Here is a 19,673-nt window from a genome sequence, read left to right as displayed (position 1 = left end):
TTTGCTACGAAGGTATGATCATTTGTGCGAGGACATAACCCATGCAGCAAGCACCAATCACACCAATCAAACCGACCGACATAAATGAGTGGTTGAAGTACCACTTACCAATCTTCGTTGTACCTGAGGTATCAAAGTTTACGGTTGCGATATCTGATGGATAATTCGGAATAAAGAAGTACCCGTAGACCGCTGGCATCAAACCAATCAGTAACGCAGGATCTAGCCCAAGCCCCAGACCAACAGGTAACATCATACGTGCGGTAGCGGCTTGTGAGTTGACCACGACAGACACAATGAACAATGCCAGCGCGAATGTCCATGGGTAGTTGGTTACCATTTCTACGATGCCAGATCGAAACTGTGGCATGGCGTATTGGAAGTAAGTATCTGACATCCACGCAATACCAAAGATCGCAATTGCAGCCACCATACCGGATTTGAATACCACACCATTAGGCACGTTTCGTGGGTCCGTTTTGGTTGCAAGCAGAATGATACCGCCAAAACAGAGCATCATCATCTGAATGACCACAGCCATGCTGATTGGTTTTTCACCATCCACAATGGTACGAATGTCTGGCCACATCGCAATCACAACAATGATTAAAATGGATGAAATGAACATGAGTACCGAGTTGCGAGCACTGGTTGGTAGTTTTTCATCGAGAGAGGTTGCGGTAGTAGAAAGGATTTTTTCACGCCAAACTGGGTCTTTTAAGCGCGTTTGGTACTCTTCATCGTCTTCGAGCTCTTTACCACGTTTTAAGCTGTAAAGGGACATAAGCAATGTACCAAATAACGTTGCTGGAACAGTAACCAGTAAAATTGATAGCAGCGTGATTTCATGTTGGATGTCAGACAACTGAGCAAGGTAGTACACAACGGCGGCAGAAATAGGCGACGCAGTAATACCGATTTGCGAAGCAACGGACGCCGCCGCCATCGGACGCTCAGGACGGATGCCATTTTTCAATGCCACATCGCCAATGATTGGCATGATGGAGTAAACCGCATGGCCTGTACCAAGCAAAAAGGTCATAAAATACGTCACAAATGGGGCAATCAATGTAACGCGTTTGGGATTCTTACGCAGCAATCGCTCTGCAACTTGCAACATGTATTTCAGTCCACCAGCGGCTTCTAAGATCGACGCGCAAGTCACCACAGCAAGAATGATCAACATTACCGTGACGGGTGGTGAAGTCGGTGGCATTTTGAATACAAATACTTCGATAACTAAGCCGATGCCAGAAACGACACCTAAGCCGATACCACCATAGCGTGAACCGATGTAGAGCATCATGAGTAAGAACAGAAACTCTAGATACAACATGATAATTTCCTTATTTGATACAACTAGTTACATTGTTCCGATATTCATGAGAAAAATATCTTGGCTTGGTCACACTTTGGTTGAGGTCAAAAAGCAATATGCAATATTTAGCAATAACTCACGTTATATCTGGGATGTGTTAACAGAGGATTATCAAGGTGTTTTTAGAGTGTGGCGTGTTTATAAGAAAGTATCGACAGGTTCTGGTGGACTTAACGTTTTGTTCATTTACACGGTCTACGTCGATAGGGTAAAACGCAATCAAAGTGATGAGAGTAGTTGCTTGTTATCGAGTCTTATGAAGTAATGGTAGTCATTTAAAAATCTAAAAGATAATAGTTTGCATTACTGTTTCTGCTTGCGTATAAAGACAAGAAAGCGAAAACATTAATACGCGCAGCTATGTCCGACTCATTTTTTTACAAACTGTTTCAGTCATCAAGGTCAATGACAGCCTATCTTCACGGAGATATTGGCGAGATAAGCCAAGATGCGATTCACATTGACAACAATATTAACCCGATCATTAAAGGCTTATACCGTCAGCTCGAAGAAACCTATCCAGAAGCAGGGCGAGCCTATTGGTTAACAAGAACGTGGGATCTGCTCTGCTGGCAGCCTGTTTATATCGCGTTTATATCAATTTATGGTTTTCAAACGTTGCCGAATCTATACCAGATGGCGCAATACGTGAAACCTTGCTTTGTAACCGGGTATCGTTTTGCTAATAAGCAATGTACTGTCGGTGATGAGACAACGTTGATCAGAGAAGCGGGACCGCAGCTCCGAGCGCTATTCGATTTCTATCAGAATGAGATGAATGAATGGACGCGTATTCGTCCAGGATTTACGCAGCAATTGATGTCTGATGGTATGTTAGCGGGGCTAGTACGATTACAAAATTTCTTTCCCAATCTAAATAGCTCGATAATCAAAGAACATGCGTCGCTGTGGTTGCAAGCGATGGACCTAGAGCAAGACAACGTTAGCTCTCTATACCAGATGCAGATCGATCAACCTGTTCAATTGGTAAGGAAAAGTTGTTGTTTAGTGTATAAACGAGAACAGGGCAAACTATGTCAAGATTGCCCAAGACTGAATAAAAACCGTGAAATCATGTCGAAGCGAGTATGAGTTGTAATGCTCCAATTGGCATAAACGAGTACCTATGAGAAGGCGAAACCACCGATAAGTACCGCTTTACGGCTGAGTACTTTGCGGCTGATTATTCTGCTTGAATCCCGTCTTCATTATTCGCTGATGCATCAAAGCGCTCAGCGTTTTGCTCTTCCGCTTCCATTTTAGCCCGCTCTGCTTTAGAAATGTAGCGCGGTTTGTTGCTCTTGTGCAGTTTCGCGTTTTGCTTTTTCTGCTTTGATTTTAGGATTTGATTGATCTTTTTTTTGCGATTCATGGGACACGTCCTTTCATTTAGCTGGGCAGAATAGTGTCTTTTTTGCTAACTTACAACTTTATGTGAGTGGATGTAACCTTACTCTAAAAGAGTCGTGCGGCGACGGCAGAACGAGTGATACGGTATTACTCAGAATTGAATGTGTATAAGCCGAAAAGTTGAGCGTGAGAATGAGCGAAGTGTTAATTGGCAAACTTGCCACTGAATTCAAAACCGTCAAAGCAATGGTTGAAGTATATTGCCGAGCTCACCACGGCAGTCAATCTGAGATATGCTCGGAATGTCGAACTTTGGTGAGGTATGCACAAATGAGGCTTGATCGTTGCCCTTACGGTGAGGAAAAGCCAACCTGCAATAAATGTCCTATTCACTGTTATAAACCCGAGCAAAAAGAACAAATGCGCTTTGTGATGCGATATTCTGGTCCGAGGATGTTACTCAAGCATCCTATATTGGCTGTGCGCCATTTAATTCATGAACGGGGTGAGATCCCCGAGAAGCCAACCGAGAATGCTTCTAACCGCCATAAACGCAAAAGTGCATAACATTCTGGTGTGCAGAAACGAGGGCGAATTGCCCTCGTTAGTCTACTGAATAATGACAGATTACATACCCGTTGCAATCTGTTGCTTTGATTTACTCGCGGCCAACAGCATGTAGATGCCAGTTGCAACCAAAGCGGCGAATAGGTAGCCCAGCAATCCATGCTCTTGCCCCATAAATCGGTCGGCAACCACAGGACCAAATACTGACCCAACACTGTAACTAAAAAGCATTACTTGCGTCGCTGAGACGATAAAACGCTCATCAAGCCCATCGCATCCTAGGTTAATAGCAATAGGGTATAACGCAAAAGTAGCAGCGCCCAAAAGACAGAGCGAAGCGGCTAATACCACTGCAGATGTCGAAACAAAAGTCATGCCGATAGCGAACATGCCTACAATACAGAATAGTGCCATTAGTACGGTGCGGCTCATGTAACGATTGAGTGCCGTTACCGTTGGTTGCACCAACATACCGCCCAAAATAACCAATGCCATCAAAGTTCCAATATCCTGATGGTTTATTTTTCGGTTAGTTAACTCAACAGGCATCAGTCCGTAAATTGCACCTAGTGTTAATCCCGAGACCATGCAGCCAATAATAGCAGCGTGGTTTAATCGCATGATTTGTTTGAATGACAAAGCGGTCGACTCGTGACTATTTGGTTGTTCACAATCGATAAACATCAACACAAGCACCGCCATTAAGATCAACGTTGTGATCGCAATAAACGGGACTGCACCGCTGATACCAATCACTCCAATCCCTAATTGTCCTAGAGCAGAACCACCGTATAACGACAGCATGTAAAAGCTAAGACGTTTTGCACGAGATGCTTCATCTCCTGACATTAACCAAGATTCAACGATCACAAAGATGCCAGCCACCGTGATACCTGCGATAAATCGAGCGATGAGCCATACGAACCCATCAGCAAATGCAGGCATGACAAGAATGGTCAGAGTAAACGCACTCAGACAAGTGACAAACGCTTTTCGGTGCCCCATTTGACGCACCATACGCTCAATAAACAGTGCACCAATCAATAACCCAGCATAAAAGCTACTTGCTAACCAACTGGCAAATTCAGACGGTATACCATATTCGCTTAGCATCAGCGGGATCAGGCTCATTAAATAACCCGAAGCCACCGCGTACAATGATAGCGCGATGACGGGTACTTTGACTTGCGGTAATGTGCGTTGTAATACGTTAGTGTCCACTGTTTGTGCCTATCGATCATTTGATATTTTAGTAACTCTGATACAACGACAAGAAGCTCGATAACGAGCATAGTTACTGGCGCGAATTGTTGAAAAACGACGAAGTAGCTTAGCAGGCACTTTCTACGTCATTTTTGCATTCGCAACACGTTTCTTGAAGTTGTATGGGAGTGTTCTTAGGTATTTTGGCGCGAATATGCAGCCAATAACGAAGCAAGTAAAACGAATTAAACCTGTCGTTACGACAAATACTATTTATCGTTAATTAGAGCGAATTAGCGAGTGGGCTGGAGAGGAAAATAATCAAAAAAGACGGTGAGATAGCCAGCCCTACATTGAGGCTGGCGACACGTTATTATTTATGAATCGCTTGTTTTAACCACTGATCAAATTGGCTTTTAGGCAGCGCCCCGTTGATCATGTCGACACGTTGACCATCTTTGAACACCATGACAGTAGGGATACTACGAATCGCAAATTGTGCAGCCAGTTGTTGTTGGGCTTCGGTATCGACTTTTATAAAACGAACGTTGCCAGCTTGTTCCTGCGCCACGTCAGCAAAAACGGGCGCAAACCCAACGCAAGGATTGCACCATGGGGCCCAAAAATCGACGACAACGGGCGTATCGCTTTGTAATAACGTTGAGAAATTATCAAGGGTGCCTTCAATAGGGGCTCCATCGAGCAGGGCGCTTTTGCACTTACCACAGGTAGCGGTTTCTGCGACTCGCTCATTTGGGATTCGATTTAAACTGCCACATGATGGGCAGCGAGTTTTAAACGACGACATGATTTCTTCCTTTGTGACGAACTGATGAAAACTGGACTTACCAGTCAGCCTCATAATGCGTATAATTTGTTTTTACTTGCGTTGTTTTGCGCTAGTGCTCTCAACACAAGTTTTTCTTAGCGGCAAACCTAGCCCTTAAGATATCTTATTAAAATACAACAATAAATAGGTCTAAGATGACAAATTACTACGCTGAAATTACTGGTTGGGGGAAATGTTTACCCCCAGCTGAGCTTTCTAACCATGATCTTAGCACGTTCCTTGATACTTCTGATGAATGGATTCGTACCCGTACTGGAATAGAAAATCGTCGTATTAGCCATGTCGATACGTCTGATTTGGCAACCGTTGCAGCAAAACATGCGCTTGCAAGGGCAGGAATCGAAGCGAGTGAGATTGACCTTATTATTGTTGCGACCTGTTCTCCTGATTCGCTGATTCCAAACATTGCGTCGAAGGTACAACAAAACTTAGGGATTCGCTCTGCGGCGGCCTTTGATTTAAACGCTGCCTGCACGGGATTTGTTTATGGATTAGAAACGGGAACGCGTTTGATTCAGTCGGGCAACTACCGTCATGCCATTATTATCGGCGCAGAACGCCTTTCTTTTTATATTGACTGGGCGATGCGGGATACCGCGGTTCTGTTTGGAGATGGAGCAGGTGCCGTCGTGCTATCAAAAACTGAGAAAGAAACCGGGTTAATTCAGTCGCAAATCGGTTGTGATGCAAAAGGTCGAGATATTCTGGCTGTGCCTGCGTTTGGTAGCAGCATGGATCGCTTTGCAGAAGACAATGGCTTTTGGGACTTCAATTTCGTCGGACAAGAAATATTCAAACGTGCGGTTAAAGGAATGGGGCTCGCAGCTAAAACTGTGCTGAAAGACTCCCAATTAAGTACAGAGCAAATTGATGTTGTGATTCCACATCAAGCGAATATCCGAATCATCCAGACCTTGTGTGATCTTTCTGGTATACCTCAAGAAAAAGCGTTTGTGAACATACAAAATTACGGCAATACCTCTGCGGCCACGGTTCCTATCGCTCTGTGTGAAGCGTTAGAGCAAGGCCGCGTTAACCCTGGCGATAATATGCTACTTGCAGCATTTGGTGCTGGGTTAACTTGGGGGGCTGCTGTACTTAAGTGGGGAGAGCGCATTACGCCAATCGGAGAAAGTGACGCCACACTGCCTGAATGTGAGCACTCTGCTTTGGTGCTCTTGGAACGTGCAATTACCCTATGTAATCAACGTAATACTATGTAATCAACGTAATAATATGTAATCAACGTCGCCAACAGAGTTAAGTGAATCAGAAAAGTAGTCAAAACAGGGAGCATTTGTTGCTCCCTGTTTTAATTGGCCATGAAGTCTACGTTAAGAAATAAAACCTAGGTTAGACACAGGAAAGTTACGAATATTGGGGAAAACGTATTCAAGTGCAGCGTTATTACTTACCCCCATCCACTGGGCTAACGTTGCCCCCACTTGATCAGCGCCAATTTGTGGAATCAATCGACCTTTAGAATAATCGTCATCCCCATCTAACACCAATTGCGGCCAGCGACCAATCGGCGTATCGCCAGATAACGCTCCTCCTAACAACAGTTGATGTCCTCCCCATCCATGATCGGTGCCATTGCCATTACTGATCATTCTTCGACCAAAATCAGACATCGTAAACGTTGTAACTTGGTTCATCATGTTGATGGTATCCAGTTCACGATACAAAGCTGATAAGTTGGTTGCTAAATCTTCAAGCAACCCCGGGTGTCTGGCTAGTTGAGCATCATGTAAGTCATAACCCGTGTGCTTGACAAAGAATACTTGACGCTGCTGGTTCAAATTACTTTGGCTGGCGATGAGCTTGTACACAGTTTGTAGTTGCTGCCCAAGTGTTGAAGAAGTAAATGACTCTGCATCCTTAATTTGTTCCAATTGCTCCGACAGAATATGACTCATGGTCATCGACTCATTGACCATCAAATGGAAATGCCCGCTAAACAAGCTGTCTTTTTTATTCTCCAGAAGTTTTGCATAAACATCGTTATACATGTTGTTGTTTAGTGCGCTCAATTGCACGGCTCGGTCTTTTTTCAGTATGGTTTGTCGGTACTCCATTGCTCTTAACCAGAGCGACTCACCGTGCACGCTATAAAGCGGTGTGATCTCTGCGTTTGATGACAGTACATCAAGCATCCTTCCTGCCCAGCCTAGGTTTTTACTTTCTTCCATTCCTCCGCGTAGCCAAGACTCCGTTTGAGAATTGTGTGAAAACAGTTGCTCTGGGAGGGGAAGTTTTTCCTGCTCAATATCTTTTTTGGTTAACGGTTGATCCAATATGCCACTGTTTAGCACGATGTTTGCGTTGCCTTGTTGAAATAAGGGCAGTAGTGGTTCAAGTTGAGGGTGTAAACCGAGGGGGACTGTCTTATTTTGGCCATCGACGGCTTTTAGTCCAGTAGGCACGATCTCGTCTTTCGCAACCGCCAACTCTCTTCTAACATTGGCATACTGATTATAGTGTGCGTTTGACATTGGAAGCACCGTGTTAAGCGCGTCGTTGCCACCTTCGAGATAGACACAGATTAACGCTCGAAAATCGTTCGAGGGTGCTGCGAGAGTATAACCAGGAAGGCCGAGGGACGTAACGGCTCCCAATGAAAGTGAACTTTTTAGAAAGTCGCGTCGTGAGATATCCATTCTTCACTCCTAATCTTGGATGTAAAACTCATCATCTGAGATGGCTGCAAAAATAACTAATGACAGTTTTGTGGTAGGTACATAATTGGTTTTGTAGTCATCTAATACATCCAACATGGTTTGCTTAAGTGTCTCTGACGCCGTACCAGCAAAAAAATGTTGATCGACGAGGTTTACTAGAGCTTGGTGGTTATCAAGTTGCGCATAGAACTCGTTAAAATCGAGATTGTACGTATCGTCGCCGCCTCGGCGAGTACTATTGAGCATATAATTGACCAACTCCGTATAAACTGCCCAATTTAAAATTTGGTATTCTGGCGACACCATATTTTCATCCATAAAGGCATTGGAAGGTTGATAATTCGGAGAATAGAAATTGAACACCGAAGGAGATCGCAGTGGTCCCTGATTGGCCGTATTAAATGCTGTCACTGCAGCATCAAAGCGAGTCCCATTTAAAGAAAAGCCAGCGGCTCGGTGGAAGTTAGTCAACACCAGAATCGGCTCTTTGACTTTTATCGGTTTAGTATCAGTGCGTCCGCGAGCTTCTGCATCAAGTAATACGGCTTTGATTACAGCACTTAAATCGCCTTTTTTGCCTTTACCGTTGTTATTGAACACTTTGGCAACTCTGGAGATATAACCCGGACTTGGATTTGATGTGACGAATCGCTGTATTAAACGCTTTGATATGAAAGGAGCCATATTCGGGTGCGACATAAAAATATCGATTACGCGTGAAAGCTCTTCTTGTGCAGTAAGCCCAGCAGGAATTGTCGAACCTAGGATCGTTTTCTCCCCAGAATCGTGAAGTTCAGCTACCGCAGTCATTGGCGTTACGAAGTCATTATCTGACTTGACCCATCCAGTTAATGCTCGTGCCAACTCTTGAACATCATTTTGTGTGTACGTCGGCATCGGTTTACCAGTTGCATCATCAAGTATTTTACTGCCATCGATATTGAGTTGATAAAGACCTAAAGTAAACAGTTGCATCACTTCGCGCGCAAAGTTCTCATCGGGCAATGCGCCTGTGTCAGAATCTGCTTTTGCACTTCCCATCATTGATAAGTAGTTGCCCATAACAGGATGCGTTGTCACGTCATAAAGCAAATCTTTGTAATTCCCAAACGCATTTTTAACCAACATATCGTAATAATTTGCTAATCCTGCCGCTTTCCCTGACAGTGAACCTCCGTATTGAGAAACCACAACGATTTGACTTAAGGCATACGCCATGCGCTGTCTAAGTTGGTCATCCGCTGTCATGGCGATTTGGTACCAAGCGTTCTCTCGATTGGCTTGGTCACCTTTAGAAAAGGGCGTGTTGTAAAGAGGCTGATGGTAAGTTGGAGTGAGAAGAATTTGTTGGTTTATCCATTTCGTTTTGCCGACTTTTTCAACTTGATTAATCAGCGTAGGGGTGGGGCCAAATGTCGTTTGATAAAGAAGGCGAGCGACGTCGTCATCCGCAAAAGATGGCTTTATATGCCACAGTAATATGACGAATACTCCTAAAATCCGATAAAAAACTCGGCTCTGTATCTCATGTCTCATTGTTGACTCGCTTATCCAAAGAAGGGACTTAAATCCATTTAATATACTCAAGTAACTTCAAGATGCTTGTTCAGCGAGAATGTATTTGCTCTTAACCACGTCGCTGATTTGAATACATAGTTATTCTACGTAAAAAGCAGTAACGAAGCTCAAAAGCGAATAAAACTTGCCCCTATGGAGCTCATCAACGAGCCCATTTCTGTTCTAAATAACGTCGAAAGGGAATCCCATTCCTACCGTTATTTATCTTGAACTGAACTCGTTGCTGCAGCTTTGAATCCTGCTTCTTGAGGTCACTGTGAGTATAGAAGTATGAGCTTCAAAAATGTTAATTGTATGGCGAGTATAAAGGTTAGGTACGTGCCACAGAAAACGTAGTTCACAAAATTGGTACTATTTTGGGTAATTTGCATGAGGATGAGAGAGGTGAGTTGTCCTTGTGCTGACCTTGGAACAACTCTCCTCAGAATAAATAGACTGGTATGGTATCTGTTTAAATGACGCTACTTTCTCGCCAATTTATGGTGAGCACGAGAGAAGTGATCAGCACAAAATGCCCCAATAATAGAAAGCTCGCCAGCTAAACATAGCGAAGCAGCGACTTCTGAAAGTGCTTTTGCATTACCGTTCCCATGCAGACCAAGGATATCTAAACAGGCTTTTTGAGTGGGTAATCCAGTACCGCCACCCACAGTACCAACCATGATATTTGGTAAGGTGACCGATGCGTAAAGATCGCCATCGTTATTGACCTCAATACGAGTCACACCGACGGCTGATTCCGCCACACATGCTGCATCCTGACCACAGGCAATGTACAGCGCTGCAAGTGCGTTAGCATAATGTGCATTCACACCGATGGTGCCACTGAGTAGGCCGCCAACCGTTGACATGTTGGTAAACTGCATCATGGATTCAGGTGTCGTATGGAGGTATTTTTCAACTAACTGCTTGGGGATCGTGACCTCTGCAGACACCTTCTTGCCACGTACCGAGCGCAGTGCATGAGCGTTGGCTTTCTTATCTCCAGACAGGTTGCCATCCAAAAATGCTTCTGTTGGTTTTATTGGACTTATCGCTAAGATATGGTGAAACACTTTATGTGTCGCGATAGTCACCATGTTTTGGCCAGAAGCATCGCCTGTGACATATTCAAATACGAGATAAACATGGTTGCCTTCAATATTGACATTGATGTCTTTGAGCTTGCCATGTGATGTCGTGGATTCAGCAATATGGCGAAAAGACTCAAACTGAGTGACAACCCAACTGACAAACTGTCCTGCTTCCGCCAAATTATTAAAAGCAAACACGGGAGTACGGCTGACTCCTTCACTCAACAACAAAGCACTGGCACCACCTGCGGCAGTAATCAGGTTTGCGCCTCGATTGTATGACGCGACCAAAGCGGCTTCTGTGGTTGCGAGTGGAACGAAGTAATCGTTGTTGGCGTGCAATCCGTTGACACGAAGAGGCCCAGCAATGCCAACCGGGACATTTACGGTACCAATAAAGTGCTCAATATTGTTGGTATAGGATTGGCAATGAGACTGAGTAAAAGGATCAAGCAACAGATCTTTATCTGTGACTTTCTCCAACACTTCCCATCGTTTGGCTAGGTGCTTATCACTCAGCCCAGGGCTCAAGCAAAGGCGCGAATCTGGTTGGTGAAATTTGGGTTCTAATGCCGATTGTAACTTATTGCTGGCCTCACTATCGGATAAGGTAGAGTTTTGAGCGGTATTATCTAGGTTTAATTTCGGCATAAAAACAGTCACTGAAAAATCGAATCAGAGATTGTAGTGATTGTGGCTTTGATTACAATGACCATTATACGTTTTGCAACAAATAGTCTCGCTTATGTAGCTGGATTGTCTGGCTCGCGCCTATTTTCTTAACCACTTTTGCTCTTTTTCCGAGTTGGGCATTTCTTTTATAAGTGTTAGCTAAATGGAACAATTCATAACTAAGCGGGGCTATACAGCCTAGGTATCCCGTTTTTGGGTAGATGAATCAGATTAAGGTGATGTTTGATTGCCCATTCAACAGTGAGCGCGGTTGGGGCAGATAAGCAAACAAGAGTAGGGATAGAGGCGCGAACGGTTTTGTGAATAAGTTCAAGGCTACAACGGCTGGTAACGATAGCAAAACCATGCTGCGGGTTAATCTGACTGTTGGCTAATGCGCCAATGAGTTTGTCTAGTGCATTGTGCCGTCCAATATCTTCTCTGCATGCGACGATGTTTCCTTCTAAGTCGGAAAACAGTGCCGCATGAAGAGCTCCGGACTCACGAGCGGCCTCTTGCTGTTGCGAGACTTTTTCTCTTAACCCAACAAACGCTTCTGCTCGTGGAGGTATCGTTGGCGTTAGAGCTGTGAGTTCTGGCAATGCTTGCTCCAGAGCTTCAACGCCGCATATTCCGCAACCGGTGGTTCCTGTTAGGTTTCTTCTTTGCGTTTTTAATGCCCAAAACGCTCGGTTGGTGATTTCAACCTCAGCGTAATAGGCATCGAGGTCACCCCCGATCTCGATGTTTTTGATTTCTTTAAAATGATTCACAATGCCAGTACTTAAGCTAAATCCCCGAACAAAATCATCAAGATGCCCTGGTGTCACCATCATAACGGCTTGGCTAATACCGTTGTAGCTAATGGCAATCGCTGACTCACTCGCTAGGGACGTTTGCTTTTGCATTCGCTCCCCATCAAGTTCTCGGAACGTAAATGTTTTAGGCTGGGGTGGGGCTTGGTTAAAATCTGTTGATTCAAAATAAGATTGAGTTGTACATCTCATGAAATCACCTGTTATCCCTTATTTGTACCAGACTAGGCCAGCGTGGCATTTGGACTGAATATGCTTTTGGCTTCAGCGAAACATTGATCCGTCAACGCTGAGAAGGGTGCTTGCTTACGTTTTAGCAAGCCTAGTGGGGCATTAACTGATGCATCTTCGATAGGGACAATGCGCAACGTTGTATTCATTTCTTCAAGCCCAGAGTTTAGAGGCATAACGGCGCAGCATAGCCCGCTGGTTACTGCTTGAACCAAGTGAAAGGTGGAATTGCTTTCTATGATGGTTTGAGGTACCAGTCCTTTGCTAATAAAACTGACATCGATGGAATGTCGGTAATGCATGCCTTTAGAAAGTAAACCAAGCGGTATGTCATCGAGTGATGACCATGTGACTTTTGATTCCGCAAAGTCAAAGTGGCGTTCATCAAAAAGCACCCCAAGTTTGGTTGGATTCAGCTCTATGACATCAAAATATGCGGTACTCACTTGGTCGACGTAACACATTCCTAAATCGAGCTGATTTCGATTGAGCTGGTCGATGATCTGTTCTGTCGTCATCGACAAAACTTGAAATCTAAGTTCGGGGAAAGCTTGAGCGAGTGGTTTAAGCAGTTCCATCGGGTTTTGACTGGCGAGCGGCACGATACCGAGTCGCAGAGAACCCACAAGTTGACCTCTGCAATTTGCGGCTTCAGCTTGTAAACCATCATGTGCGGCCAATACCGTTTTTGCCCACGCTAAAATTCGTTCACCCGCTTCAGTAAATCCTTCAAAGCGCTGACTTCTGTGGATTAACTCTAGGTCTAACTCTTCTTCTAAACCTCGAATACGCATGGAAAGTGTCGGCTGGGTAATGTTGCATAGTGCCGCAGCTTGACCAAAGTGTTTGGTTTGTTCGAGAGCGATGAGGTATTTAAGCTGCTTGATATCCATGCTGGTGTGTCTTCCACCTTGATTACAAAAGTCACTGGGCTGTTAATGAACAACTCATCGTTGCCTCGTTAACGGTCCGCGGTTAATTGCCCGCGAGAGTCAAATATTAAAACTCGCATTAAATTGATCCAAATCAAGGCTATTCCTGATTTTCATTAGGGTCAAATTCAAACTATCTATAGTGTGATAGATATTGTCTATTAGCGTAATGCTTTGGCCTGGTAACAGGTCGTCATCGATTTTGACGCTTTCGAGTAGATAAAACGGATATCAATGATAGGAATCTACTATCAAAATTGTGATCAATGTCAGAATTAAAGTTGGTGATAGATTTTGTTTATTGCTCGGTAAGGCATATCAATTAGACGAGGGCAAAATAACGACTTAACCTTGATTTAGATCAAGATGCAGCGGTGACTATTGTGACGGGCGCTTAATCTGTAAATAGTGAGCAGGGAAGATTTTAATCTCGACAAGTAAATACTCGGCACGTCGTAGAGTCTTTACTTATTTAGATTAACTCGATCTGTTGACTAGACTGAGTATCGAGGAGTAAAGACGTGAGCCAAAAAGAACAAATAAAAAAATACAACGGACCTGCGGGAGGCTGGGGAGCGCTCAAATCTGTCACCAGAAGCTGGTGGGGAAGTGAGAACGCGGTTAAGAATATTCGCACCATGATGAAGACCAACCAAAACGGTGGTTTCGATTGCCCGGGGTGTGCGTGGGGTGAGTCTCCGAAGCCGGGGAAAGTGAACTTTTGTGAGAACGGTGCGAAAGCGGTCAACTGGGAAGCAACAAATCGATTAGTCGACCCTGAATTTTTCTCTCGCCATAGCGTTTCTTCATTATCTAATCAAACAGACTACTGGCTAGAATACCAAGGCCGAATCACCCACCCAATGAAATATGACTCCACGTCGGATCATTATGTTCCTGTCTCGTGGGACGAGGCTTTTGAACTGGTTGCAAAACACCTCAACCAACTTGATTCTCCTCATCAAGCCGAATTTTACACATCGGGCAGAGCGAGTAATGAAGCGGCTTTTCTCTATCAATTGTTCGTTCGTGCATTTGGTACGAATAATTTTCCAGATTGTTCAAACATGTGTCATGAGGCCAGTGCAATTGGCATGAAAGATACGATTGGTGTCGGGAAAGGAACGGTAATTTTTGATGACTTTGAAGAAGCCGATGCGATTTTTGTCATCGGTCAAAACCCGGGGACGAATCACCCGCGTATGCTTGAACCTTTGCGCGAAGCGGTTAAACGTGGGGCGCAGGTCATATGCTTTAATCCTTTAAAAGAGCGCGGATTGGAGCGTTTTCAAAATCCGCAGATGCCAATTGAAATGCTCAGTAATGGTTCTGAGCCAACCAATACCGCGTATTTACGCCCTGCGCTTGGCGGGGACATGGCGGTATTTCGTGGTATCGCCAAGTACCTATTACAGTGGGAGCGTGAAGCATTAAAGACAGGCGGTAAAGCGGTGTTCGATCGCGAGTTTATTCAGCAGCACACAATCGGAGTTGATGATTACCTCTCAGAGTTAGATAACACATCATGGGAACACATTGAAGAGCAGTCAGGGTTACCATTGAGCGAAATAGAAACGGTTGCTCGCATGTACCTGCGTGCTGAACGAGTGATCATGTGTTGGGCGATGGGCTTGACCCAGCATCGTCATTCGGTGCCAACAATCAAAGAAGTGGCCAATGTGCAGATGTTACGAGGTAACGTAGGTAAGCCAGGTGCTGGGCTTTCGCCAGTACGTGGGCATAGCAATGTCCAAGGCGACCGAACGATGGGGATCGATGAAAAGCCAACTGATATGTTATTAGACAGCATTGAGCGTCGGTTCCAATTTGAAGTGCCTCGTGGTGTTGGGCACAACACTGTCCAAGCGATTAAAGCGATGGAAGAAGGGCAATCGAAAGTGTTTATCGGTTTAGGCGGTAACTTTGCCCAAGCGACGCCGGACACAGAACGCACACACGAGGCGATGCGCAATTGCCAACTGACCGTGCACATTTCAACGAAACTAAACCGATCGCATTTAGTCACCGGCAAAGATGCGCTGATTTTGCCATGCTTGGGGCGCACTGAGGTAGACGTTCAAACAAATGGTCCTCAGGGTGTCACAGTAGAAGATACCTTCAGTATGGTGCATATTTCTTATGGTCAACTAGAACCTCGCTCTGAACATTTACGTTCAGAGCCAGCCATTATCGCGGGTATGGCAAACGCGACACTTGGCGCTCATCCTATCGACTGGAATTGGGCCATTGAGGATTACGATCGCATACGTGACTTGATAGCCGATACCATTCCTGGTTTCACTGACTTTAACCAAAAGTTAAAAAATCCGGGTGGTTTCCATCTCATTAACCCTGCTGCGGAAAGAAGATGGAATACCTCAAGCGGTAAGGCACAGTTTAGTTCAAGTGAACTGCCTAAGCAGCTCATCAGTGAGGCTTTATTAGCCAAAGGTGACAAACCAGATTTAATCCTGCAGACAATGCGTTCACACGATCAGTACAATACCACGTTATATGGTCTAAATGACCGTTATCGAGGCGTATTTGGTATGCGTGAAGTGCTGTTTATCAATGAGGCAGACATCCGAAAACTCGGCTTCGAGCCAGGCGATAAAGTGGATATGGTTTCTTTGTGGGAAGACGGTGTAGAGCGCAGAGTGAGCGGTTTTACTCTGGTGGCGTATGACGTTCCTTCAGGGCAAGCTGCCGCTTATTATCCAGAAACCAATCCACTGGTACCGTTGGACAGTTATGGAGACCGGACCTTTACGCCAACTTCTAAGTTCATCGCGATTAAGTTGGAAAAGTCGACATCGGACAAGATAGCGTTAGTTGAATCGAACGCATAATCATTAAAAAACGGCTGCTATCAGCCGTTTTTGGTTTCTAAGAGCTAGTCCGCTAGTAAATTCACGCTTTGGCAAACTTGTAAGTACGATAACCACCAATGAGGTTACGTGCTTTAAAGCCATTGTTTACAAGCTGACGATAGGCAACGTTACCGCGTAACCCAACTTGGCAATAGATAATGATCTCTTTGTCTTTTGGCAGCTCGTCCATACGATGACGCAATTGATCGACAGGGATGTTGATCGCATCCTTTATAAAGCCAACATTTTCAAGCTCACCTGGGTTACGTACATCGAGTAGCACTTGGTCTTCGGTTAAGGAATCCATTTCATCATAGTGAATTGCTGTAGCATCACCTTTGATGATGTTGTTGGCGACAAATGCCGCTTGGTTTATTACGTCTTTTGCACTGCCGTAAGGAGGCGCGTAAGTCAATTCCAGATGTTGTAGTTGTTCGACCGTCATGCCAGCACGTTGTGCGACAGCCATTACGTCGATTCGCTTATCAATACCGTCTTTACCAACCGCTTGTGCGCCTAAGATTTTGCCAGTCTTTGGATCGAACAACATCTTGAATGACACGACTTCAGCGCCAGGATAGTAGCTTGCATGGCTTGCGGTGTGGACGTAGACTTTTTCGTAGTCCATGCCCGCGCGTTTTAGCTGTTTCTCATTTTTGCCTGTTGAAGCCACAGCAAGGTCGAATATCTTACAAATCGCCGTACCTTGTGTACCTTGGTAAGTTTCTCTGCGACCAAGCATGTTATCGGCAGCCATACGACCTTGACGGTTGGCAGGGCCCGCTAGTGGGACTAATGTTGGCTCGCCAGTCACAAAATCTTTTTCTTCAACGGCATCACCCACAGCGTAAATGGAAGGATCGCTGGTTTGCATGTATTCATTGGTATAAATACCACCAAGAGAACCAATTTCTAATCCCGCTTCTTTTGCTAATTTGGTTTCTGGGCGAACACCAATAGCCATAATCAGGATATCGGTGGTTAGTTTTTCACCATTGTTAAGCGTAAGCGCCAATTCACCTTCTAAGTGTTGATGTTTTTCACTCTCACCTGCGTCTACGCTGGCCACATGTTCATTTGGAACAAATTGGACAGACTCAAGAGCAACGCCCAATTTCAGGTCAATGCCTTTATCACGGATTTCGGCGTGAGCAAAACCGGCCATTTCGCGGTCAACAGGCGTCATGACTTGGTCAGCCATTTCAATGAGCGAAGTCTTGATGCCTAGCTGATGGAAAGCTTCCATCATTTCTAAGCCAATAAAACCACCGCCGACAACGGTGGCGTGCTCTGGCTTGTTCATCTGGATCGTTTCAATAATTCGATCCATGTCAGGGATATTACGCAGTGAGTGAGTCAACGGATTATCTAGTCCAGGGATCGGTGGAACGATCGGGCCTGCACCTGGGCTAAGTAACAGGAAGTCGTATGTTTCTTCGTATTCAGAGCCATCAAGAAGATTCTTTACTGTCACTGTTTTGTCTTGTCGGTTTATCGATACCACTTCGTTCATCACGCGTACGTCTACGTTGAAACGCGCTAAAAAACTTTCTGGTGTTTGTAATAACAACTTACTGCGCTCGGTGATGTCGCCACCAATATGATATGGCAAGCCGCAGTTGGCAAATGAGACGAAAGGGCCGCGCTCAAACATGATGATTTCCGCATCTTCACTAAGACGACGAGCACGTGCAGCTGCAGATGCACCACCTGCTACACCACCGACGATTAGGATTTTAGTCATTATTCACTCCAAGATTTGTTTTGCAGGCAATAGTAGAGTACCGCCTGCATGTCATTTTTAAAGATTGTGCAAGTCGACGTTTTGTCATCGACTAGCTAAAACCAAGTTTTTTTAATATATAAGCGGCGGGACAGATTCCTGTATAGGCACTCTGAATAAGATTAGCGCCTATGAAGACAGTAAACCAAATGAAATTGCTGTGGACGAAGACAGTGAGTAAAACAGAAATCAATATCATAGTGCCAGCAAACACTCTAACTGCGTTTTCTAATGTCATCGTTCTTCTCCTTTTGAATTCAGAACAACTCTATCGATGAGATTACTATAATTAACTAATTTAGGTTTGTCTAATATTAAATTGTCTAAAGTTAATGAAACTAAATTAGTGTTGACTAATAAATGTGTTTTAGTAATATCTAATGTAGTTGTTTTTTTCACAGAGGTGACCGATGAGCTATTCAGCAAAAGATGTAGCAGAAATGAAAGGGAATGCGAATGAAGCTGCGGACCTGCTTAAAATTATGGCGCATCCTGAACGGTTAATGGTCTTGTGCCAACTCACGCAAGGTGAGGTAGGCGTTGGAGAATTACAGAAGCACTCTTTTTTAAGTCAATCTGCGTTCTCTCAACATTTAACTGTGTTGAGAAAGCATCACTTGATCCGTGCTCGGAAGGCATCGCAACAGGTTTTCTACTCTTTATCAGAACCAAGAGTTGAGTCATTGATAAAAGCGCTTCATGGCGTGTTTTGTCAATAAAAAAACGTGTTTAAGTTAGTAAGAATTAAGTTAATAAGAACGAGGTAAAGAATGGTAGACGTTGTTCCTTGGGGATCGTTGTTCGGGGGAGCCTTATTAGGAATCTCCGCCACGGTGTTGTTATTTGTTAACGGAAAAATTGCCGGAATTAGTGGAATTTTGAATGGCATGATGTCACCTAGAAAAGGAGACTACTCATGGCGACTTTTGTTTGTTGTTGGAATGCTCTTTGGTGGTTTAATCAGCGTTTTAATGCTCGGTGTTGTAGTACCTAGCACTGCGAACCTTTCGATGGGGTTAGTGTTAGCTGCCGGTTTACTGGTGGGGATGGGGACACGGTTAGGTAACGGATGTACCAGCGGACACGGTATTTGTGGTATTGGACGCTTGTCGAAACGTTCAATCGTTGCAACCTGTGTATTTATGATGGTTGCAGGTTTCACCGTGTTTGTCCGACTTCACTTGGTATAAGAACTATCATAAGAGAGAGAACATGAACAAAACAGTTTTTCGTATGTCCGCGTTACTGAGCGGTGTGCTATTCGGTATGGGTATGGCGGTTTCAGGTATGATTGATCCCGCCAAAGTCATTGGCTTTTTAGATATTACTGGTCAATGGGATCCAAGCTTGGCTTTTGTGATGGGCGGCGCACTTGCGGTGTTTATGCCAAGCTATTTTTTTGTTATCAAGCCAAGAAAACAATCGGTTAGCGGTGGGGAGTATTGTATTCCGTCTAAGTCGAATATTGACGTTCGGTTGTTGTCTGGCGCTGCGATTTTTGGATTAGGATGGGGACTCGCAGGTATTTGCCCGGGACCAGCGTTAGCAAGTTTGGCGTTGGGTAATGTTTCTATCGTACTGTTTTTTCTTTCTATGTTAGCGGGTTCTTTGCTCATGAAAATTGTTTTGAGCAATCAAGATGCAAGTAAGATGAGAACGGCTAAAGTTTAGACTCATGTGAGTAAGATTA

18 protein-coding genes are annotated in these 19,673 nt (G+C 44.5%); 7 read left to right on the top strand and 11 right to left on the bottom strand.

Annotated elements, in window-relative coordinates; genetic code table 11:
* Positions 1-4: 4 nt before the first annotated feature.
* Positions 5-1,336 carry an anaerobic C4-dicarboxylate transporter gene (locus ONE56_RS16985; protein ID WP_041154458.1) on the bottom strand — a complete coding sequence of 444 codons (1,332 nt, stop codon included), beginning with the start codon at positions 1,334-1,336 and terminating at the stop codon, positions 5-7.
* Between the two features lie 402 nt (positions 1,337-1,738).
* On the opposite strand from ONE56_RS16985, the gene ONE56_RS16980 reads away from it, so the two are divergent.
* Positions 1,739-2,470 (top strand): siderophore ferric iron reductase, encoded by a 732-nt coding sequence (locus ONE56_RS16980; protein ID WP_423840535.1) that lies wholly within the window; start codon positions 1,739-1,741, stop codon positions 2,468-2,470.
* 91 nt (positions 2,471-2,561) lie between these two features.
* On the opposite strand, the gene ONE56_RS16975 is transcribed toward ONE56_RS16980, so the two are convergent.
* Positions 2,562-2,750, bottom strand: a complete 189-nt coding sequence (locus ONE56_RS16975) for a DUF2986 domain-containing protein (protein ID WP_331439077.1) — start codon at positions 2,748-2,750, stop codon at positions 2,562-2,564.
* Between the two features lie 170 nt (positions 2,751-2,920).
* Here ONE56_RS16975 and ONE56_RS16970 point away from each other — a divergent pair, with 170 nt between their 5' ends.
* Complete coding sequence (locus ONE56_RS16970) at positions 2,921-3,295, top strand: nitrous oxide-stimulated promoter family protein (RefSeq protein ID WP_423840534.1); 375 nt, start codon at positions 2,921-2,923, stop codon at positions 3,293-3,295.
* 60 nt (positions 3,296-3,355) lie between these two features.
* On the opposite strand, the gene ONE56_RS16965 is transcribed toward ONE56_RS16970, so the two are convergent.
* Positions 3,356-4,516, bottom strand: a complete 1,161-nt coding sequence (locus ONE56_RS16965; RefSeq protein WP_423840533.1) for an MFS transporter — start codon at positions 4,514-4,516, stop codon at positions 3,356-3,358.
* Positions 4,517-4,871: 355 nt separating this feature from the next.
* On the bottom strand, positions 4,872-5,306 hold the full coding sequence (gene trxC, locus ONE56_RS16960) for a thioredoxin TrxC (RefSeq protein ID WP_423840532.1): 435 nt from the start codon (positions 5,304-5,306) through the stop codon (positions 4,872-4,874).
* 176 nt (positions 5,307-5,482) lie between these two features.
* On the opposite strand from trxC, the gene ONE56_RS16955 reads away from it, so the two are divergent.
* Positions 5,483-6,571: a ketoacyl-ACP synthase III gene (locus ONE56_RS16955; protein ID WP_423840531.1), complete on the top strand. Its 1,089-nt coding sequence runs from the start codon at positions 5,483-5,485 to the stop codon at positions 6,569-6,571.
* Positions 6,572-6,682: 111 nt separating this feature from the next.
* Here the strand turns inward: ONE56_RS16955 and ONE56_RS16950 are convergent, their stop codons facing one another.
* The 5 genes from ONE56_RS16950 to ONE56_RS16930 all read right to left on the bottom strand — a co-directional run bounded on the left by ONE56_RS16950 (position 6,683) and on the right by ONE56_RS16930 (position 13,291).
* Positions 6,683-8,008 (bottom strand): DUF1501 domain-containing protein, encoded by a 1,326-nt coding sequence (locus ONE56_RS16950; RefSeq protein WP_423840530.1) that lies wholly within the window; start codon positions 8,006-8,008, stop codon positions 6,683-6,685.
* Positions 8,009-8,017: 9 nt separating this feature from the next.
* A complete protein-coding gene (locus tag ONE56_RS16945) occupies positions 8,018-9,565 on the bottom strand; it encodes a DUF1800 domain-containing protein (RefSeq protein ID WP_423840529.1) in 1,548 nt (515 codons plus the stop codon).
* A 503-nt stretch (positions 9,566-10,068) separates the two neighbouring features.
* Positions 10,069-11,331: a hydroxymethylglutaryl-CoA reductase gene (locus ONE56_RS16940; protein ID WP_041154476.1), complete on the bottom strand. Its 1,263-nt coding sequence runs from the start codon at positions 11,329-11,331 to the stop codon at positions 10,069-10,071.
* 200 nt (positions 11,332-11,531) lie between these two features.
* Positions 11,532-12,359, bottom strand: a complete 828-nt coding sequence (gene fdhD, locus ONE56_RS16935; RefSeq protein ID WP_423840528.1) for a formate dehydrogenase accessory sulfurtransferase FdhD — start codon at positions 12,357-12,359, stop codon at positions 11,532-11,534.
* A 32-nt stretch (positions 12,360-12,391) separates the two neighbouring features.
* Entirely contained in the window at positions 12,392-13,291 is a 900-nt protein-coding gene (locus ONE56_RS16930; protein ID WP_331438960.1) for a LysR family transcriptional regulator, read from the bottom strand.
* Positions 13,292-13,851: 560 nt separating this feature from the next.
* On the opposite strand from ONE56_RS16930, the gene ONE56_RS16925 reads away from it, so the two are divergent.
* Positions 13,852-16,179: an FdhF/YdeP family oxidoreductase gene (locus ONE56_RS16925; RefSeq protein ID WP_423840527.1), complete on the top strand. Its 2,328-nt coding sequence runs from the start codon at positions 13,852-13,854 to the stop codon at positions 16,177-16,179.
* A gap of 61 nt (positions 16,180-16,240) precedes the next feature.
* Here ONE56_RS16925 and ONE56_RS16920 read toward each other — a convergent pair whose 3' ends face one another.
* On the bottom strand, positions 16,241-17,944 hold the full coding sequence (locus tag ONE56_RS16920) for an FAD-dependent oxidoreductase (RefSeq protein WP_423840526.1): 1,704 nt from the start codon (positions 17,942-17,944) through the stop codon (positions 16,241-16,243).
* A 91-nt stretch (positions 17,945-18,035) separates the two neighbouring features.
* On the bottom strand, positions 18,036-18,221 hold the full coding sequence (locus ONE56_RS16915; RefSeq protein WP_041154481.1) for a YgaP family membrane protein: 186 nt from the start codon (positions 18,219-18,221) through the stop codon (positions 18,036-18,038).
* A 172-nt stretch (positions 18,222-18,393) separates the two neighbouring features.
* Between ONE56_RS16915 and ONE56_RS16910 the strand changes: the two genes are divergently transcribed.
* The 3 genes from ONE56_RS16910 to ONE56_RS16900 are packed head-to-tail and all read left to right on the top strand — an operon-like array spanning position 18,394 to position 19,654.
* Positions 18,394-18,702, top strand: coding sequence for an ArsR/SmtB family transcription factor (locus ONE56_RS16910; RefSeq protein ID WP_041154482.1), 309 nt, complete (start codon positions 18,394-18,396; stop codon positions 18,700-18,702).
* A gap of 51 nt (positions 18,703-18,753) precedes the next feature.
* Positions 18,754-19,173 (top strand): YeeE/YedE family protein, encoded by a 420-nt coding sequence (locus tag ONE56_RS16905; protein ID WP_423840525.1) that lies wholly within the window; start codon positions 18,754-18,756, stop codon positions 19,171-19,173.
* Between the two features lie 22 nt (positions 19,174-19,195).
* Positions 19,196-19,654 carry a DUF6691 family protein gene (locus tag ONE56_RS16900; RefSeq protein ID WP_423840524.1) on the top strand — a complete coding sequence of 153 codons (459 nt, stop codon included), beginning with the start codon at positions 19,196-19,198 and terminating at the stop codon, positions 19,652-19,654.
* The last annotated feature ends 19 nt before the right edge of the window (positions 19,655-19,673 follow it).

Origin of the sequence: Vibrio mytili, from assembly GCF_049563345.1 — a bacterium.
GTDB classification, from domain to species: Bacteria; Pseudomonadota; Gammaproteobacteria; order Enterobacterales; family Vibrionaceae; genus Vibrio; species Vibrio mytili.
The sequence above is the reverse complement of the archived record's forward strand: the minus strand, read 5'-3'. Positions and strand labels throughout refer to the sequence as shown.

Excerpts from the sequence above, each read along its gene's own strand:
- ONE56_RS16985 (WP_041154458.1), bottom strand. The coding sequence starts at position 1,336 with ATGTTGTATCTAGAGTTTCTGTTCTTACTCATGATGCTCTACATCGGT.
- ONE56_RS16980 (WP_423840535.1), top strand. The coding sequence starts at position 1,739 with ATGTCCGACTCATTTTTTTACAAACTGTTTCAGTCATCAAGGTCAATG.
- ONE56_RS16975 (WP_331439077.1), bottom strand. The coding sequence starts at position 2,750 with ATGAATCGCAAAAAAAAGATCAATCAAATCCTAAAATCAAAGCAGAAA.
- ONE56_RS16970 (WP_423840534.1), top strand. The coding sequence starts at position 2,921 with ATGAGCGAAGTGTTAATTGGCAAACTTGCCACTGAATTCAAAACCGTC.
- trxC (WP_423840532.1), bottom strand. The coding sequence starts at position 5,306 with ATGTCGTCGTTTAAAACTCGCTGCCCATCATGTGGCAGTTTAAATCGA.
- ONE56_RS16955 (WP_423840531.1), top strand. The coding sequence starts at position 5,483 with ATGACAAATTACTACGCTGAAATTACTGGTTGGGGGAAATGTTTACCC.
- ONE56_RS16950 (WP_423840530.1), bottom strand. The coding sequence starts at position 8,008 with ATGGATATCTCACGACGCGACTTTCTAAAAAGTTCACTTTCATTGGGA.
- ONE56_RS16945 (WP_423840529.1), bottom strand. The coding sequence starts at position 9,565 with ATGAGACATGAGATACAGAGCCGAGTTTTTTATCGGATTTTAGGAGTA.
- ONE56_RS16940 (WP_041154476.1), bottom strand. The coding sequence starts at position 11,331 with ATGCCGAAATTAAACCTAGATAATACCGCTCAAAACTCTACCTTATCC.
- fdhD (WP_423840528.1), bottom strand. The coding sequence starts at position 12,359 with ATGAGATGTACAACTCAATCTTATTTTGAATCAACAGATTTTAACCAA.
- ONE56_RS16930 (WP_331438960.1), bottom strand. The coding sequence starts at position 13,291 with ATGGATATCAAGCAGCTTAAATACCTCATCGCTCTCGAACAAACCAAA.
- ONE56_RS16920 (WP_423840526.1), bottom strand. The coding sequence starts at position 17,944 with ATGACTAAAATCCTAATCGTCGGTGGTGTAGCAGGTGGTGCATCTGCA.
- ONE56_RS16915 (WP_041154481.1), bottom strand. The coding sequence starts at position 18,221 with ATGACATTAGAAAACGCAGTTAGAGTGTTTGCTGGCACTATGATATTG.
- ONE56_RS16910 (WP_041154482.1), top strand. The coding sequence starts at position 18,394 with ATGAGCTATTCAGCAAAAGATGTAGCAGAAATGAAAGGGAATGCGAAT.
- ONE56_RS16905 (WP_423840525.1), top strand. The coding sequence starts at position 18,754 with ATGGTAGACGTTGTTCCTTGGGGATCGTTGTTCGGGGGAGCCTTATTA.
- ONE56_RS16900 (WP_423840524.1), top strand. The coding sequence starts at position 19,196 with ATGAACAAAACAGTTTTTCGTATGTCCGCGTTACTGAGCGGTGTGCTA.